This is a genomic window from Streptomyces sp. NPDC000983 (genome assembly GCF_040299205.1).
Lineage (GTDB): Bacteria > Actinomycetota > Actinomycetes > Streptomycetales > Streptomycetaceae > Streptomyces.
Map to the genome: position 1 here is coordinate 114,353 of NZ_JBEPBM010000011.1, position 16,859 is coordinate 131,211.

Consider the following 16,859-nt stretch of genomic DNA (forward strand, 5'->3'; position numbering starts at 1 on the left):
GGGACATAGCAGTGCAGCGGCGCAGGACGGCAATGATCGCGGCGGTGTCCGCCCTCGGTATGACGGCGGTGCTCGGTGGCTGCGGCCTGACCGGCGGATCGGACGAGGTCACGCTGAGGCTCGTCGCCGCCGACTACGGCGACAGCGCGGCCAACAGCTCCGGCAAGTACTGGAACGCCCTCGCCGAGGAGTACGAGAAGGACCACCCCGGCGTACGGGTCGAGGTCAGCGTGTACTCCTGGACCGACGTCGACCGCGAGGTCAAGGAGCTCGTCGACGCCGGCAAGGCCCCCGACCTGGCGCAGATCGGCGCGTACGCCGACTACGCGAAGGCCGGGAAGCTCTACACCGCCAGCGAGCTGCTCTCGATCACCACCCAGGCCGACTTCCTCCCCCAGTTCGCCTCGGCGGGCGCCGTCAAGGGCATCCAGTACGGGATGCCCTTCGCCTCCTCCACACGGCTGCTGTTCTACAACAAGGACCTCTTCGAGCAGGCCGGCATATCCGCGCCGACCACCTGGCAGGAGCTGGCCGCCGACGCCGAGGCGCTGAAGGCGAACGGCGTGAAGTACCCGTACGCGCTGCCGCTCGGGCCGGAGGAGGCCCAGGCCGAGACCATGCAGTGGCTGCTCAGCGGCGGAGGCGGCTACACCGACACCGACGCCGGCACCTACAACATCGACTCGCCGGAGAACATCGCCACGTTCGACTGGCTCAACGACGAACTGGTCGGCCAGGGCCTGACCGGCCCGGGCGCGCCCGCCGCCCTGAACCGCGCGGACGCCTTCGAGGCGTTCACCGACGGCGAGGTCGGCATGCTCAACGGGCACCCCTCGCTGATGAAGGCGGCCAAGGCCAAGGGCGTCGACTTCGGCATGGTGCCGATGCCCGGCGCCGACGGGCCGAGCGAGGTCTCCATGGGCGTCGCCGACTGGATGATGGCGTTCAAGCAGAACGGCCACGCCGAGGAGGTCGGCGACTTCCTCGACTTCGTCTACGAGGAGGAGAACGTGCTCGCCTTCTCCCGCGAGTACAACCTGCTGCCCGTGACGAACGCCGTCTCCGACATCATGAGCACGGCCGAGCAGGACGCCGACCTGAAGCCCTTCCTGCGGGCCCTGTCCTCCTCCGAGCTGTACCCGGTGGGCCGCACCTCCTGGGCCGCGGTCAGCGCCGAGGTGAAGAAGCGGATCGGCAAGGCGGTCTCCTCCAGCGGCGACCCGGCGACCGTGCTGCGCGAGCTCCAGGCCACGGCGGCCGCCGAGGAGGCCGCGGAGTAGCCGCGCTGTCGGTGCCGGGGGCTACCGTGGGCCCGTGCAACAGGACCCGCTGAACCCCAGGGAACAGGCCGTCCTCGCCCTGGAGCGCCGCGGCTTCGCCGGCCCCGGCGCCAAGGAGCGGGCGATCCGCGAGGAGCTGGGCCTGGCCCCCGTCCGCTACTACCAGCTCCTCAACGCCCTCCTCGACGACGCCCGGGCCCTCGCCCACGACCCGGTCACCGTCAACCGCCTGCGCCGGGTCCGGGACTCCCGCAGAAGCGAGCGCTGAACCCGTCGCCGGGCGGATGCCCTGCTGACCGCACGCCCCCCGTCTCGGTAGGGTCGCCCGTATGGGCAGCCACCAGGACTCGACCTCCCTGCCGACCCCCGCCACCCCCGCCGGACGGGCCGGGCTCGCGGCGATCCTCGAACGGCCGGAGCGCGCGGTGATCGCGCTCGACTTCGACGGGACGCTCGCGCCGATCGTCCCCGACCCCGACCGGGCCCGCGCCCACCCCGACGCGGTGCCCGCGCTCGCCGCCCTCGCGCCGAAGGTCGCCGCCGTCACGGTGGTCACCGGCCGCCCGGCCGGCGTCGCCGTCCGCAACGGCGGCTTCGCCGGCGTCCCCGGCCTCGAACACCTCGTCGTCCTCGGCCACTACGGCGCCGAACGCTGGGACGCCGCCACCGGCACCGTCACCGCGCCCGAGCCCGACCCCGGGGTCGCCGCCGTCCGTGCCGAACTGCCCGGCGTCCTCGACGGCGTCGGTGCCTGGCACGGCACCTGGATCGAGGAGAAGGGCCGCGCGCTCGCCGTCCACACCCGCCGCGCCAGCGACCCGCAGGCCGCCTTCGAGGCGCTGCGCGACCCCCTCACCGCACTCGCCACCCGCCACGGACTGATCGTCGAACCGGGCCGGATGGTCCTCGAACTGCGCCCGCCGGGCATGGACAAGGGCGTCGCCCTGCTGGACCACCTCCGCGAGAGAGACGCGGCCTCGGTCCTCTACGCCGGTGACGACCTCGGCGACCTGCCCGCCTACGCGGCCGTCGACAAGGTGCGCGCCGACGGCACCCCGGGCCTGCTGGTGTGCAGCGGCAGCGAGGAGGTCCCCGAGCTGGAGGAACGGGCCGACCTGGTGGTGAAGGGACCGGCCGGAGTGGTGGACCTGCTGAACCGGCTGGCGGCCGCACTGGGCTGAACCCACGGCCGCCGGCGCCTCTGCCTTGGTTCAGGAGGTGAGGGCCCTCAGCACTGGGCTGAACCCACTGCCGCCGGCGCCTCTGCCTCGGCTCAGGCGGTGAGGGCCCGCAGCTGCTCCAGGAACCACTGCTCCGGGGGCAGCGCCGTGGCCGCGCCGGCCAGCCGCTTGGTGCGCTCGGCGCGCTCGGAGGGCGGCATCGTCAGGGCCTCGTGCAGGGCGTCCGCGGTGGCCAGCACGTCGTAGGGGTTCACCACGATCGCGTCCTCGCCGAGTTCCTCGTACGCGCCCGCCTCCCGCGACAGCACCAGCGCGCACCCCTCGTCGGAGACGACCGGCACCTCCTTGGCGACCAGGTTCATGCCGTCCCGGACCGGGTTGACCAGGGCCACGTCGGCGAGCCGGTAGGCGGCCAGGGAGCGGGCGAAGTCGTCCTTGACGTGCAGCACCACCGGCGTCCAGCCCGGGGTGCCGAAGGCGTCGTTGATCTCGTCCGCGAGCCGGCGCACCTCGGCCGTGTACTCGCGGTAGACGGCGAGGTCCTGCCGGGAGGGGTAGGCGAAGGCGACGTGCACGACCCGCTCGCGCCACTCGGGGCGGTCCTGAAGCAGATGCCGGTAGGCCAGCAGCCCGCGCACGATGTTCTTCGACAGCTCGGTCCGGTCCACCCGGACGATCGTCCTGCGGCCCGCGCCGATCTCCGTCCGCAGCGCCGCCATGCGCTCGGCGACGTCCGCCTCGTGCGACCGCGCGCGCAGGAAGTCCGCGTCCGCGCCCAGCCCGTGCACGCCGACCTCGGTGGCGCCCAGGCCCCCCGCCAGCTCCGTGCTGCACGCGGTGAAGGCGTCCGCCCAGCGCCGGGTGAGGAAGCCCAGTCGGTCGGCGCCGAGCATGCCGTCGAGGACCTCCCGCGCCACGTCGTCAGGGAGGATGCGGAAGTAGTCCACCGGCGCCCACGGGGTGTGCGAGAAGTGGCCGATGCGCAGGTCGGGGCGGAGCTCGCGCAGCATCCCCGGCACCAGCGTCAGGTGGTAGTCCTGCACCAGGACCGCGGCCCCGTCGGCCGCGTCGCCGGCCAGCGCCTCGGCGAAGGCCAGGTTGTAGCGCCGGTAGTTCTCCCACTGCCGCCGGAAAGCGGCGTCGAAGACCGGCTCCAGCGGCGTCTGGTACAGCATGTGGTGGACGAACCACAGCACCGAGTTGGCGACGCCGTTGTAGGCGTCGGAGTGCACCTCGGCCGGGATGTCGAGCATCCGCACACCGTCCTCGCCGACCCCGCGGCGGACCGCCTCGCGGTCGCCGTCGGAGAGCGCGGAGCACACCCACAGGGCACCGGCGTCCGGCCCGATCGCCGAGAGCCCCGACACCAGTCCGCCCCCGCCCCGTTTGGCGCGCAGCGAGCCGTCGCCTTGGACCTCGTAGGAGACCGGGCCGCGGTTCGACGCGACCAGCACCCGGGCAGCATCGTGCGTGGAAGCCATGTGCTCCAACCTAGCCCGTGTCGTAAACGCTCAAACGTACGAGCAGTCGGCGGGGGAATGTGTCAGGCCACCTTGCGTGCGGCGTACTCGGCGATCTCCACCATCGGCGGCCGTTCCTCGGTGTCCACCGAGTACGTCCGCGGCTCGAAACCGTCCTCGCCGCGCTCGAACTGGGTCAGCGCGGGGCGGACCAGGTGCCCGCGGGCCAGGCGGAGCTGGGCGGTGCGGTAGATCGCCGCGGACATCCGGCCGAGCGCCTGCCCGTCCTGGTGCCGGTGCTTGCGCACCCCCACGTCGACCTGGGCCAGCGCGTCCAGGCCCACCAGGTGCAGCGAGTCGATCAGCATGCCCAGCTCCACGCCGTAGCCGACGGGGAAGGGGAGCTGTTCGAGCAGCGAGCGGCGGGCCGCGTACTCCCCGCCCAGGGGCTGCACGAATCCGGCGAGCTGCGGCCAGTGCATGTTCAGCAGCGGGCGGGCCATCAGCTCGGTGACCCGGCCGCCCTGTCCGGCGGCCTGCCCCAGCGGGCGGTCGTACATCGCCTTGACCAGGTCGACCCCGGGTTCGGTGAGCAGCGGGCCGACGATGCCCGAGACGAAGTCCGAGGAGAACTCCCTCAGGTCCGCGTCGACGAAGCACACGATGTCGCCCCGGGTGGCCAGCAGCGAGCGCCACAGCACCTCGCCCTTGCCGGGCACCGCGGGCAGGCGGGGCAGGATCGCGTCCCGGTGCACGACCGTCGCCCCGGCCGCCGCGGCGACCTCGGAGGTGCGGTCGGTGGAACCGGAGTCGATCACGACGATCTCGTCGACCAGCGGGACCTGCTGCATCAGGTCGTGCCGGATCACGGCGACGATGTCACCGACGGTCCGCTCCTCGTTGAGGGCGGGCAGCACGACGGAGACCGACTGGCCCGAGGCGCGCTTCGCGGCCATGATCTGGTGCAGCGGGCGGTCGGTCACGGACCAGGAGCGGGTGCTCAGCCAGCGCTCGGTTTCTTCCAGCACAGTGCGCGGCTCCTCTGCGATCTCTCGGCGAGCTCCGGACCAGCATGAACGCCCCATGTGATCCATCTCGCGGTTCGGACGGCTCTCTCAACTGTCCTGGCCTTCGGTTACAGTCTTGAACAACGCTGATGACCATCGCATGTCGGGGGCCGTCAGCGCCCACAACCGAATACCGCTCATCCAGAGGGGCAGAGGGACACGGCCCGATGAAGCCCCGGCAACCCTCCAGTCGGTTCTCGTAGCGATCACCGTCGATCGCCCTGCGGGGCTCCCGGCTCGGGAAGGTGCCAAATCCGTCTCACGGCGAAATGCGTCGTGAGGAAGATGAGGAGAAAGGGCCTCGCCTCACATGGCTGTGCAGACTGCCGCAAGCACCGGAAATCCCACCGTCGACCTCGGTCCCGCCGCCGCCCTGAGCTGCCGCGAGTGCGGTCACCGCGTCCCGCTCGGCCCGGTCTTCGCGTGCGAGGAGTGTTTCGGCCCGCTGGAGATCGCCTACGACTTCTCGGCGTACGACACCGAGGAGCTCCGCGCGCGGATCGAAGCGGGACCCGCGAACATCTGGCGCTACGCGCCCCTGCTGCCCGTCCCCTCGGACGTGGCGGACAAGCCCAACCTGAACCCCGGCTGGACCAAGCTCGTCCAGGCCGACAACCTCGCCCGCGAACTCGGCGTCACCGGCGGGCTGTACGTGAAGGACGACTCCGGCAACCCGACGCACTCCTTCAAGGACCGGGTCGTCGCCCAGGCCCTGGAGGCCGCGCGCGCCTTCGGCTTCACCACGCTCAGCTGCTCCTCCACCGGCAACCTGGCCGGCGCGGTGGGTGCCGCCGCCGCCCGGGCGGGCCTGCGCTCGTGCGTGTTCATCCCGCACGACCTGGAGCAGGGCAAGGTCGTCATGGCCGCGGTCTACGGCGGTGAACTCGTCGGCATCGAGGGCAACTACGACGACGTGAACCGTTTCTGCTCCGAGCTGATCGGCGACCCGGCCGGCGAGGGCTGGGGCTTCGTCAACGTCAACCTGCGCCCGTACTACGCGGAGGGGTCCAAGACCCTCGCGTACGAGATCTGCGAGCAGCTCGGCTGGCGGCTGCCGGACCAGATCGTGGTGCCGATCGCCTCCGGCTCGCAGCTCACGAAGATCGACAAGGGCCTGCAGGAGCTGATCAATCTCGGTCTGGTCGAGGACAGGCCGTACAAGATCTTCGGTGCCCAGGCCGAGGGGTGCTCGCCGGTGTCGGTGGCCTACAAGGCGGGCCACGACGTCGTGCGCCCGCAGAAGCCGAACACCATCGCCAAGTCGCTGGCCATCGGCAACCCGGCGGACGGGCCCTACGTCCTGGACATCGCCCGCCGCACCGGCGGCGCGGTGGAGGACGTCACCGACGAGGAAGTCGTCGACGCCATCAAGCTGCTGGCCCGCACCGAGGGCATCTTCGCCGAGACGGCGGGCGGTGTGACGGTCGGCGTGACGCAGAAGCTGATCAAGAACGGTCTGCTCGACCCGGCGAAGACGACCGTCGTCCTCAACACCGGCGACGGCCTGAAGACCCTCGACGCGGTGGCCGGCACCGGCCTGACCGCCACCATCCGCCCGAACCTGGACTCCTTCCGAGAGGCTGGCCTCGCATGAGCGTGACCGTCCGCATCCCCACCATCCTGCGCACCTACACCGGTGGGCGGGCCGAGGTCGCCGCCGAGGGCGCCAACCTCGCCGAGGTCATCGCCGACCTGGAGAAGAACCACACCGGCATCGCCGCCCGCGTCCTGGACGACCAGGGCAAGCTGCGCCGCTTCGTGAACGTCTACGTCAACGACGACGACGTCCGCTTCGAGCAGGGTCTGGAGACGGCGACCCCCGAGGGCGCCGGAGTCTCCATCATTCCGGCGGTCGCCGGCGGCTGATCGTTACCTTCGGTAACGTATGTCACCGAGAGTTCATCGAATTGCCCTCTCCGTAAGAGAAACGGAGGGGGCAATTCTGCTTGATTGAGCACGGTAGAGTTGGGGAACCAGCTGTTCCCCGCTTGCCGGACGCATATGAGCTCCGACCTCCAGGCGATGAGAAACAGCCAAAGTGTGCGGGTCTTTTGCGTCATTTGCTTCTTTTGCGGGGCCCGACTTGCCCTGAATGCAGGCGAATTCTTACTACATTCCGGACCTCGTGCGTCCAGAATTCTCGTCCGATTGACCTGTTGCAGACGGCAGTTGGACAGATACATTCAGCCGCGGTCGACGCGTTCCGGCGCACGCCCCCAATACGACTGGGGGGTGAGGTCTGACCCGGATCCGCGAAGTGCGGATCTGTGCAAGGGCCAGTAATAGGGGAGTTAGGCATGGCTCAGGGCACCGTCAAGTGGTTCAACGCGGAGAAGGGGTACGGCTTCATCGCGGTCGACGGTGGTGCGGATGTTTTCGTCCACTACAGCGCGATCCAGATGGACGGTTACCGCACCCTGGAAGAGGGCCAGCGGGTCGAGTTCGAGATCTCGCAGGGCCAGAAGGGCCCGCAGGCCGACATGGTTCGCGTCACTGCCTGAACGCGCGACCGAGAACCGCAAGCGAGTCTTCTGCTGAAGGGCTCGCACCGGAGGGACCCAACCCCTCGGGTGCGGGCCCTTCCGCATGCCCGCGGCCGTGCCCGCACGGGGTCCGGCGCGGGGTCGCCGCCCCGAAGGAGTGGGGTTCGATCCCCGAGAGCCGCTTGCACTCGCATGGGTCGAGTGCTAATCATTGGCGTTAGCACTCTGAAGGTGAGAGTGACAACGAAGGACCGGGTCGGTGAGGCCGCAGGCCGGGTGGGGCAAGGAACCACGAGGCAGGCAGGCCGTCCGTCGCGGGCGCGGGCGCGGTCCGAGGAATCACCCCCAGTCCTGGAGGGACCACTTCACATGGCCAAGATCATCGCGTTCGACGAGGAGGCGCGGCGCGGCCTCGAGCGCGGCATGAACCAGCTCGCGGACGCCGTCAAGGTGACGCTCGGCCCCAAGGGTCGCAACGTCGTCCTCGAGAAGAAGTGGGGCGCCCCCACGATCACCAACGACGGTGTCTCCATCGCCAAGGAGATCGAGCTCGAGGACCCGTACGAGAAGATCGGCGCCGAGCTGGTCAAGGAAGTCGCCAAGAAGACGGACGACGTCGCCGGTGACGGTACGACCACCGCGACCGTTCTCGCCCAGGCGCTGGTCCGCGAGGGCCTGCGCAACGTCGCCGCCGGCGCCAACCCCATGGCCCTGAAGCGCGGTATCGAGAAGGCCGTCGAGGCCGTCTCCGCCGCCCTGCTGGAGCAGGCGAAGGACGTCGAGACCAAGGAGCAGATCGCCTCCACGGCCTCCATCTCCGCCGCCGACACCCAGATCGGCGAGCTCATCGCCGAGGCCATGGACAAGGTCGGCAAGGAAGGCGTCATCACCGTCGAGGAGTCCCAGACCTTCGGTCTGGAGCTGGAGCTCACCGAGGGTATGCGCTTCGACAAGGGCTACATCTCGGCGTACTTCGCCACCGACATGGAGCGTATGGAGGCGTCCCTGGACGACCCGTACATCCTGATCGCCAACTCCAAGATCGGCTCCGTCAAGGACCTGCTCCCGCTGCTGGAGAAGGTCATGCAGTCGGGCAAGCCGCTGCTGATCATCGCCGAGGACGTCGAGGGCGAGGCCCTGTCGACCCTGGTCGTCAACAAGATCCGCGGCACCTTCAAGTCCGTTGCCGTCAAGGCCCCGGGCTTCGGCGACCGCCGCAAGGCGATGCTGAACGACATCGCCATCCTCACCGGCGGCGAGGTCATCTCCGAGGAGGTCGGTCTCAAGCTCGAGAACACCTCCCTGGACCTGCTGGGCAAGGCCCGCAAGGTCGTCATCACCAAGGACGAGACGACGATCGTCGACGGCGCCGGCTCCTCCGAGCAGGTCGCCGGCCGGGTCAACCAGATCCGCGCCGAGATCGAGAACAGCGACTCCGACTACGACCGCGAGAAGCTCCAGGAGCGCCTGGCGAAGCTCGCGGGCGGCGTGGCCGTCATCAAGGCCGGTGCCGCCACCGAGGTGGAGCTCAAGGAGCGCAAGCACCGCATCGAGGACGCCGTGCGCAACGCCAAGGCGGCCGTCGAGGAGGGCATCGTCGCCGGTGGTGGCGTGGCCCTGCTCCAGGCCTCCGCGGTCTTCGAGAAGCTCGAGCTCGACGGCGACGAGGCGACCGGTGCCAACGCCGTGAAGCTCGCGCTGGAGGCCCCGCTCAAGCAGATCGCCGTCAACGGTGGTCTCGAGGGTGGCGTCGTCGTGGAGAAGGTGCGCAACCTGGCCGTCGGCCACGGTCTGAACGCCGCCACGGGCGAGTACGTCGACATGATCGCCGAGGGCATCATCGACCCGGCGAAGGTGACCCGTTCCGCGCTGCAGAACGCCGCCTCCATCGCCGCGCTGTTCCTCACCACCGAGGCCGTCATCGCCGACAAGCCGGAGAAGGCCGCCGCGGCCGCTCCGGGCGGCATGCCGGGCGGTGACATGGACTTCTGATCGACCTGACGGTTGATCCACGTCCTGACGGAGGGCGGCACTCCCCATCGAGGGGGGTGCCGCCCTCCGGCGTGTCCGGACCCGGTACCCCGGGTCAGGGGGAGACGCGCAGCGAGGTGAACCGGGGCCAGGCGGTGTCCGGGGCGTCGTTGCGGACGGCGAGCGCCAGGCCGCCGTCCGTCCGCGCGGGCCGCGCCCCGTCGCGCACCCGCACCTTCAGCGACACCTCGCCGTCCACCGTGATCCGCACCGCGCGCGGCGACACCTCCACGGCCAGCCGGTGCTGCCGCGCCGGGTCCAGCCGCCGCACGGTGACCACCGGCCGCGCCCCGTCCCGCCTCTGAGTCACCCGCAGCCCGTTGGCCCCCAGGGTGATCACGCACGGTTCGAGGCTGCCGTGGCCCACCTCGACCGACACCCCGGTCCCGGTCCCGCGCAGCCGGTCCGCGGTCGCGGCCACCCGGTACGTCCGCCAGCCCGCCGTGGCCAGGGGCAGATGGGCGGCCGAGGCGTACGTCCCCGTCTCCGGCCCGGCGCCGGTCAGCGCGGCCGTGCCGGCCGGACCGCCGTTCGCGTCCCGCCACTGCCCGGGGCGGCGCAGCGGCCGAGGTACGTCACCGGGGGCGAGCGTCGTCCAGTCGGCCAGGGCGCGCAGCAGCCCGCCCGGGGTGGTCGAGCCCAGTACCTCCAGCCGCCGCACCTGTCCGGCGGCGGCCGCGCGCGGGCCGGCCGGCAGCGGACGGGAGGTGGTGTTGGTGAGGGTCGCGGTGAAGCGGTCCGCCAGCAGTTCGCGCAGCACGGTGGTGCGGCCGTCGCTCTGGTTGGTCGCGCCGCCCGTCTCGGAGTAGGGGTAGGCGAACAGCCGCGGCCGGGGCAGCCCGTGATCGGCGAAGGCGCCCAGCGAGCGGTCGAGGTCCCGCTCGACGCGGGCCCGGTACTCCGCCGCGCTCTCCAGCCGCCGTTCCCCGGGCAGCCACAGCCGGTTGGCCAGGACCGAACCGGGCCGCCCGGACCCGTCGACGGGGGCCCGGCGGTGCGCGAGGTGGGTGTGGTCCTGGAAGTCCCAGCGGCCCGAGTCCGCCATCCGCCCGATCTCGCTCCAGGACAGGTAGTAGGGGCGGTGGGTGTCCACGGCACCGGTGATCAGGTAGGCCGCCGCCCGCATCCCGTGCCGGGCCAGGACCGGGTCGGCGTACGCCCACAGACCGCGGGTGCCGTCGTCGAAGGTGAGGTGGACGGTGCGCGGGGCGGGTGTGCGGCCGGTGGCGAGGAACTCGGTGAACTCCGCGGTGGACAGGGTCCGGTAGCCGGCGGCGGCCAGCGCGGACAGCTGGGCGTCCAGCCGCTCGGGGGTGAGGGTGTAGCGGCCCCGGGGGCGCGGGGCGATGTCGTGGTAGGCGAGGACGACCGGCGCGGCGGCGGTGCGGGCGGCCTCGGCGCGGGGCCGCGCGTCCGCCTCCCGCCCGGGCGCCGGCACCTGGGCGGAGACCGTGCGCCGTCCGGCCTCGTACTGCCAGGCGGCGGCGAAGGGCGCGGCGAACACGGCCAGGGCGAGCGCGCCGAGCACGACCCGGGTCAAGGGGAGGCGGAGCCGGCCGCGGCCACCGTCCCGAGATGCCGGGTTCAGGGGGCTGTGGGAGGGAGTGGTGCCGGGGAGCGGTTCTTCCGTTCGACAGTGGTGCCGGGCCTTCGGCGGGGAGTCGGCGGAGGGCCCGCCGTCGGGGCCGGTCGCGTCCTGGGCGGTCGGCCGCGGCTCGGTGGTCGAGGGCCGGGGGCCCTGGTGGCCGGGGCGGGCGGGTTCGTCGGTCATGGGGTACCGCCGCGGGTGAGGACGACGTAATAGAGGAGGGCGGCTGCCACCGCGGTGAGGGCGGTGAGCAGCAGGCGGGCCGCGCGGCGCAGGGCGCGTGCGGTCCTGGCCGCGGACGTGCGGTGCGGGGCGCGTCCGGTGCCGGCTGCGGGTGTGCGGTGCGGGGCGCGTGTTGTCGGGGATGGGGCGGCGTGGTTCGTGGTGGGGCGCGGTGGGGGCGCCGGGCGTGGGGGGTGCGGTGGGGCCTTGGGCGCGTGGTGCGCGCGGTCGGTGGGGGTCGCTCGGGTCATACGGGGGTCCTCGTCCAGATTCCGCGGCGCAGGGTGAGCGCGGCGTACGGCAGCAGCCACGCCAGGACACAGCAGGAGAGCAGGCTCATCAGCGGGCGCCAGCGCCAGCGCCGGTCGCCCGGGTTGTCGACGCGGTAGGCCAGGCCCCACAGCACGCCCTTGAGCAGGACACCGCACAGGTACAGCACCGTGAGGGCCGCCCCCCAGTGCAGCGGCGCCCACACCAGGTGCCAGAAGACCAGCGGGGGAGCGGCCAGCACCCACAGGGCGTGGCCGTAGTAGAGCAGGGCCGGCACCGGTCCGCGGCGCCACATGAAGCCGCCGGTGAAGAAGAGGTTGCGGATGAAGCTCTTCTTCCAGCGGACCTGCTGGTGCAGGAAGGGCCGCCAGCGCGAGGGCACGTTCGTCCACACCAGCGCCGACCGGCTGTAGCCCACCAGCCAGCGCCGTTCGGGGTGGTCCTCGGAGCTGACGAAGGGCGAGTCGGCGTGCCGGCGCTTGAGGGCCCGGCCGCGCCAGACCTGCCCCAGCACATAGCCGGTCAGCTGGCGGTCGGTGGCGAACCGGAAGGGGGCGCCCGCGAACCGGTCCGCCGCCCAGGCCGGCAGGTAGTTGTAGACGGCCTCGCGGCGGAACGCGGCGAGCGGCCCGGAGACGCAGGACACCGAGCCGTAGACCGACTCGGCGGCCTTGGCGATCCTGAACTGTCCCTCGTACCAGATGTCCTGGAGGCGGGTCAGCGGGCCGGCGGAGGCGTTCAGGGCCCGGCAGTGTCCGCTGACCGCGCCCAGTTCCGGGTGCCGGACCATCGCCCGTACGCAGCGGGAGACCGCGTCGGGCGCGACGACGCAGTCGGAGTCGGTGAAGACCAGCACCTCGCCGTCGGCGAGCGCGCAGGCCCGCACCAGGGCGGCCTTCTTGCCGACGTTCTCCGCCAACCGCAGCACGGTGACGCCGAGTTCACCGGCGAGGGCGTCGAGTACGGCGCCGGTGCCGTCCCGTGAGCCGTCGTCGACGACGACGATCTGGAGGTCGGGCCAGTCGGAGGCGGCCATGGAGCGGACGCAGTCCTCGACGTTGCCGACCTCGTCCTTGACGGCGAGCAGGAAGCTGACCCGGGGCCGGTCGGGCAGTGCCGGGAACGCCTCGTGGCCGCGGGCGCGGCGGCGCAGGGTGCGCTCGGCCGGGTCGTCGTAGCGGGCGTGGGCGAGGTAGAGCAGACCGGCGGAGCCGACGAGCACGGTGAGGCCGTAGCAGGTCAGCAGCCCGGCCCCGTACGGCAGCCGGACCGCGCGGTGGGCGATCAGCAGCAGGACCGGAAGCAGCGCGAGGAGCACCAGCAGCCGTACCAGCGCGGCCCGTTCACGGGGTTCGAGGCGGTCGAGGGTGGTGTCCGCGGTGGCCCGGAGCTTACGGCGGGCGGCCGAGCCGGCGGCGGCGGGCGGTGCGGTGTCCGGTGGGCGGAGTCCGGCGGGGGCGCTCATCGGGCGGTGGCCGGGGCGGGCCGGCGGTGGCGGGTGTCCAGGACCCGGGGTGCCCGGTCGAGCCAGTCCAGTTCGGTGTCGGGGTGCGCGGTGTGCACGACCACCAGGTCCCAGTGCTCCTCCCGGGGCCGCGGCACGGACCGCAGTGCGCGTCCCGCGATGTCGAGGGAGTCCACATGGCAGTCGCTGTAGTGGACGTCGGCGCCCTGTTCGGCGAGGAGGGCCAGCAGCCGCAGCGCCGGGGACTCGCGGATGTCCGACACCCCTTCCTTGTAGGCGACGCCGAGGACCAGGATCCGGGCGCCGGCGGGCCGCACCCCGTCGGCCCGCAGCAGCTCGGCCGCGCGGGCGGCGATCCGCGCCGGGCGCTCCCGCAGGGCGGCCATCGCGGCGCGCACGACGGGCGCGGACGGACCCGCGGTGGTGCGCCCCGCGGCCGTCCCCCCGGTGTCCGTCCGCTCGGTGTCCTGCCGCCCCGCGTCCGGCAGTTGCCCGAGCAGGTAGTAGGGGTCGCACGGGATGCAGTGGCCGCCGGCACCGGGGCCGGGGTAGAAGGGCAGGAAGCCGTACGGCTTGGTGGCCGCCGCCTCGATCACCGGGAGCGGGGCCAGCCCGAGGTGCAGACAGGCGTCGGACAGCTCGTTGGCGAGGGCGATGTTGACGGCGCGGAAGACGTTCTCCCAGAGCTTGGCCATCTCCGCGGTCTCCGGCCCGGCCACCTCGTGCACCTCGGCGGCGGTGGCCGCCAGCAGGAAGGCGGCGGCGCGGGAGGCGAGGGGTCCGGCGCCGCCGACCAGGCGGGGAGTGGTCTCCGGGGTGTGGCGGGCGTTGCCGGGGTCGATGCGCTCGGGGGCGAAGGCGACGAGGACGTCGCGCTCGGCGGTCAGACCGCGGGCGGCGAGCGGGCGGATCAGCAGGTCACGGGTGGTGCCCACATGGCTGGTCGAGGTCAGCACGATCAGCTGGCCCGGTACCGCCCGCTCCACCACCGAGGCGCAGGCGGTGCGCAGCGCGGTGAGGTCGGGTTCGTGGTCGGCGGTCACCGGGGTGGGGACGCAGATCACGACGGCGTCCGCGTCGCGCACCGCGTCCGCGTCGGTGGTCAGCAGCAGGTCGCGGGTGTTCTCGGCGCAGGCCAGCAGGGCGTGCTGGGCCGGGAGGAGGTCGACGACGCCCTCCCGGATGTCGTTCAGCCGGCGGGCACTGGTGTCCACGCCCACGACGGCGGCCCCGGCTCCCCACAGCGCCAGGGCGGTGGGCAGGCCCACGTAGCCCAGGCCGACGACGGCGACGGTGAGGCCGCGCAGGGCGTCCGGCCCGCGGCCGTCCCCCATGAGGGAACGTTCCGCCCAGCGCCCCGTGCCGGGTGCCACCGGGTCGTCGGGGGTCACTCCACTGCTCGTGTTGACGTGCGTAATAGTCACAAAGTGATATGTAAGGCTCCCACCCCCGCCGAGCTGCGGAAAGGCGGGCGGCGGCAGGTTCGATTCACCCCATCGGAGTGATCGGCGCCCCGGATGTGGCGCGGGTCACAGCGGGGATCGGGCGGGGGCCGGAATGCCGTCGCGGTCCGGGTCGGTTGTGAGGGGCGAGCAATACATTCGTGTGCACATACCACCTGGTCTATCCCGAGGAGCCCTTCACGTGACCGCCACCACCGAACGGGCCGCTTCGCGCGCCGCCGAGATCCTGTCCCGCCCGGTCTCCATCAACGGCCTGACCGTGCCCAACCGCATCGCCATGGCGCCGATGACCCGCATGTTCTCCCCGGGCGGCGTCCCGGGCGAGGACGTGGTCTCGTACTACGCCCGCCGGGCCGCCGCCGGTGTGGGCCTGATCGTCACCGAGGGCACCTACGTCGGGCACGACTCCGCCGGGCAGAGCGACCGGGTGCCGCGGTTCCACGGCGCCGAGCAGCTCGCGGGCTGGGCGAAGGTCGCCGACGAGGTGCACGCGGCCGGCGGCCGGATCGTCCCGCAGCTGTGGCACATCGGCATGGTCCGCGAGCAGGGGCAGCCGCCCTTCGACGAGGCTCCCGCGGTCGGGCCGTCCGGTCTGCGCGTCGACGGCACCGAGGGCACCGGCCGGGCCATGACCCGCCAGGACCTGGACGACGTCATCGGCGCCTTCGCCGAGGCCGCGGCCGCCGCCGAACGCATCGGCTTCGACGGCGTCGAACTCCACGGCGCGCACGGCTACCTGATCGACCAGTTCCTGTGGGAGAACACCAACCGCCGCACCGACGCCTACGGCGGCGACCCCGTGGCCCGCACGAAGTTCGCGGCGGAGATCGTCGCGGCCGTGCGCGCGTCCGTCCCCGCCGACTTCCCGGTGATCTTCCGCTACTCGCAGTGGAAGCAGGGCGCCTACGACGCCCGCCTCGCCGAGACGCCGCAGGAGCTGGAGGCGATCCTCGCCCCGCTCGCGGCGGCCGGTGTCGACGCCTTCCACGCCTCCACCCGCCGCTACTGGCTCCCCGAGTTCGACGGCTCCGACCTCAACCTGGCGGGCTGGACGAAGAAGTTGACCGGGCGGCCCGCCATCACCGTCGGCTCGGTCGGCCTGAACGGCGACTTCATCAAGGCGTTCCAGGGCGAGGGCGCCGAGGTGGGCTCCCTCGACAACCTCCTGGACCGCCTGGAGCGCGACGAGTTCGACCTCGTCGCCGTCGGCCGCGCCCTGCTCCAGGACCCGCGCTGGGCGGAGAAGGTCCTGGCCGGCCGGGTGGCGGAACTGGCCCCGTACGACCCGCAGTCGATGCGCTCGCTGAGCTGACGCCGTCCGGCCGGTCCCCGCCCGGACGGTGCCCCCCTGGTTCCGCTCCCCGAGGACCGTTAGGTTCGGGGAGATGAAGGTCCTTCATCTCTCCGACACCCATCTCGACCGCGCCGACGCGCCCGACCGCGACGGCGTGAACGCCACCGCGTCCCTGCGGCTGATGCTCGCCGAGCTGAGGCACCTGCGGGACGTCGGGGCGGTCGTGGTCAGCGGCGACCTGGCCGACGACGGCGCCGTCGAGGCGTACACCACCCTCCGGGAACTGGCGGGGGAGTTCGCCGCCGGACTCGGGGCGCCGCTCCTGCTGACCACCGGCAACCACGACGAGCGCACCGCCTTCGCCAAGGTGCTGGGCAGCGGGCACCTGGGCGCGGACGGCGGCGACTGCGCCGAACTGGTCCTGGACTCCCCCGCCGGGGAGCGGGCCGCGGTGACCACGGTCGACGGGTGGCGGTTCGTCACCCTGGACTCGCTGGTGCCGGGGGAGGTGTGGGGGCGGCTCGGCGAGGTCCAGCTCGACTGGCTGCGCGAGGTGCTGCGCACGCCCGCCGCCCGGGGGACGGTCCTCGTCCTCCACCATCCGCCGGTCGCCCTCGACCACCCGCTCCAGCGGCTCTTCGGACTGCGCGACCCGCGGGCCCTCGCCGACGTCGTCCGCGGCACCGACGTGAGGGCCGTGCTCACCGGGCACTTCCACCTCCAGCTCCTCGGCTTCCTCGCCGGGATCCCGGTGTGGGTGACCCCGGGTGTGGTCAACCGCATCGATCTGACGGCACCGCCCGGCACCGAGCGCGCGGTGCGCGGGGCCTCGGCCACGCTGGTGGAACTGGGCGGTCCGCAGGGGCCCCTCTTCCACACCCTCCACGCCCGTGATCCGCGCGCCCACGAGACGGTCCACGAGCTGGACGAGGAGCGGATCGGCGCCTTCGTCGAGGCGCGGCGCCCCCGTGACTGACGCCACCGCAGGCAGGGCGGACGCCGCCAGTGGGGCTGGCGTCACCGCCCTCGGGACTGACGCCACCGCCCCGTCCTGG

At 72.5% G+C, this 16,859-nt stretch carries 15 protein-coding genes and 1 riboswitch; of the genes, 9 read left to right on the forward strand and 6 right to left on the reverse strand.

The window, feature by feature from the left end; genetic code table 11:
- Positions 1–11: 11 nt before the first annotated feature.
- From ABT296_RS15325 to otsB, 3 genes are all read left to right on the forward strand, one after another.
- Positions 12–1,280 carry an ABC transporter substrate-binding protein gene (locus tag ABT296_RS15325; protein WP_502977251.1) on the forward strand — a complete coding sequence of 423 codons (1,269 nt, stop codon included), beginning with the start codon at positions 12–14 and terminating at the stop codon, positions 1,278–1,280.
- 34 nt (positions 1,281–1,314) lie between these two features.
- Positions 1,315–1,548 (forward strand): DUF3263 domain-containing protein, encoded by a 234-nt coding sequence (locus tag ABT296_RS15330; RefSeq protein ID WP_351927269.1) that lies wholly within the window; start codon positions 1,315–1,317, stop codon positions 1,546–1,548.
- 61 nt (positions 1,549–1,609) lie between these two features.
- On the forward strand, positions 1,610–2,461 hold the full coding sequence (otsB, locus tag ABT296_RS15335) for a trehalose-phosphatase (RefSeq protein WP_351927271.1): 852 nt from the start codon (positions 1,610–1,612) through the stop codon (positions 2,459–2,461).
- A 92-nt stretch (positions 2,462–2,553) separates the two neighbouring features.
- Here otsB and ABT296_RS15340 read toward each other — a convergent pair whose 3' ends face one another.
- Both ABT296_RS15340 and ABT296_RS15345 read right to left on the reverse strand, forming a co-directional pair.
- Positions 2,554–3,942, reverse strand: a complete 1,389-nt coding sequence (locus tag ABT296_RS15340) for an alpha,alpha-trehalose-phosphate synthase (UDP-forming) (protein WP_351927273.1) — start codon at positions 3,940–3,942, stop codon at positions 2,554–2,556.
- 62 nt (positions 3,943–4,004) lie between these two features.
- A complete protein-coding gene (locus tag ABT296_RS15345) occupies positions 4,005–4,949 on the reverse strand; it encodes a glucosyl-3-phosphoglycerate synthase (RefSeq protein WP_351927275.1) in 945 nt (314 codons plus the stop codon).
- A gap of 173 nt (positions 4,950–5,122) precedes the next feature.
- A riboswitch (SAM riboswitch) is annotated at positions 5,123–5,280 on the forward strand.
- A gap of 18 nt (positions 5,281–5,298) precedes the next feature.
- On the opposite strand from ABT296_RS15345, the gene thrC reads away from it, so the two are divergent.
- The 4 genes from thrC (at position 5,299) to groL (ending at position 9,463) form a co-directional block, all read left to right on the forward strand.
- Positions 5,299–6,582: a threonine synthase gene (gene thrC, locus ABT296_RS15350; RefSeq protein ID WP_351927277.1), complete on the forward strand. Its 1,284-nt coding sequence runs from the start codon at positions 5,299–5,301 to the stop codon at positions 6,580–6,582.
- Entirely contained in the window at positions 6,579–6,854 is a 276-nt protein-coding gene (locus ABT296_RS15355) for a MoaD/ThiS family protein (RefSeq protein WP_351927279.1), read from the forward strand. Before thrC ends, ABT296_RS15355 begins: the two co-directional genes overlap by 4 nt.
- 431 nt (positions 6,855–7,285) lie before the next feature.
- The gene (locus ABT296_RS15360) at positions 7,286–7,489 is read left to right on the forward strand and encodes a cold-shock protein (RefSeq protein ID WP_004986573.1); all 204 of its coding nucleotides are present in this window, start codon (positions 7,286–7,288) and stop codon (positions 7,487–7,489) included.
- 351 nt (positions 7,490–7,840) lie between these two features.
- Positions 7,841–9,463 (forward strand): chaperonin GroEL, encoded by a 1,623-nt coding sequence (gene groL / locus ABT296_RS15365; protein WP_351927281.1) that lies wholly within the window; start codon positions 7,841–7,843, stop codon positions 9,461–9,463.
- Between the two features lie 94 nt (positions 9,464–9,557).
- Here groL and ABT296_RS15370 read toward each other — a convergent pair whose 3' ends face one another.
- From ABT296_RS15370 to ABT296_RS15385, 4 genes are read right to left on the reverse strand one after another with little or no spacing between them, the layout of a single operon-like run.
- Complete coding sequence (locus ABT296_RS15370) at positions 9,558–11,273, reverse strand: polysaccharide deacetylase family protein (protein ID WP_351927283.1); 1,716 nt, start codon at positions 11,271–11,273, stop codon at positions 9,558–9,560.
- Positions 11,270–11,563 carry a hypothetical protein gene (locus tag ABT296_RS15375; protein ID WP_351927285.1) on the reverse strand — a complete coding sequence of 98 codons (294 nt, stop codon included), beginning with the start codon at positions 11,561–11,563 and terminating at the stop codon, positions 11,270–11,272. Before ABT296_RS15375 ends, ABT296_RS15370 begins: the two co-directional genes overlap by 4 nt.
- On the reverse strand, positions 11,560–13,047 hold the full coding sequence (locus ABT296_RS15380; protein WP_351927287.1) for a glycosyltransferase family 2 protein: 1,488 nt from the start codon (positions 13,045–13,047) through the stop codon (positions 11,560–11,562). Before ABT296_RS15380 ends, ABT296_RS15375 begins: the two co-directional genes overlap by 4 nt.
- Positions 13,044–14,381 carry a nucleotide sugar dehydrogenase gene (locus tag ABT296_RS15385; protein ID WP_351927289.1) on the reverse strand — a complete coding sequence of 446 codons (1,338 nt, stop codon included), beginning with the start codon at positions 14,379–14,381 and terminating at the stop codon, positions 13,044–13,046. Before ABT296_RS15385 ends, ABT296_RS15380 begins: the two co-directional genes overlap by 4 nt.
- Before the next feature lie 310 nt (positions 14,382–14,691).
- On the opposite strand from ABT296_RS15385, the gene ABT296_RS15390 reads away from it, so the two are divergent.
- Positions 14,692–15,822 carry an NADH:flavin oxidoreductase gene (locus tag ABT296_RS15390; RefSeq protein WP_351927291.1) on the forward strand — a complete coding sequence of 377 codons (1,131 nt, stop codon included), beginning with the start codon at positions 14,692–14,694 and terminating at the stop codon, positions 15,820–15,822.
- A gap of 73 nt (positions 15,823–15,895) precedes the next feature.
- Positions 15,896–16,780 (forward strand): metallophosphoesterase, encoded by an 885-nt coding sequence (locus ABT296_RS15395; RefSeq protein WP_351927293.1) that lies wholly within the window; start codon positions 15,896–15,898, stop codon positions 16,778–16,780.
- The last annotated feature ends 79 nt before the right edge of the window (positions 16,781–16,859 follow it).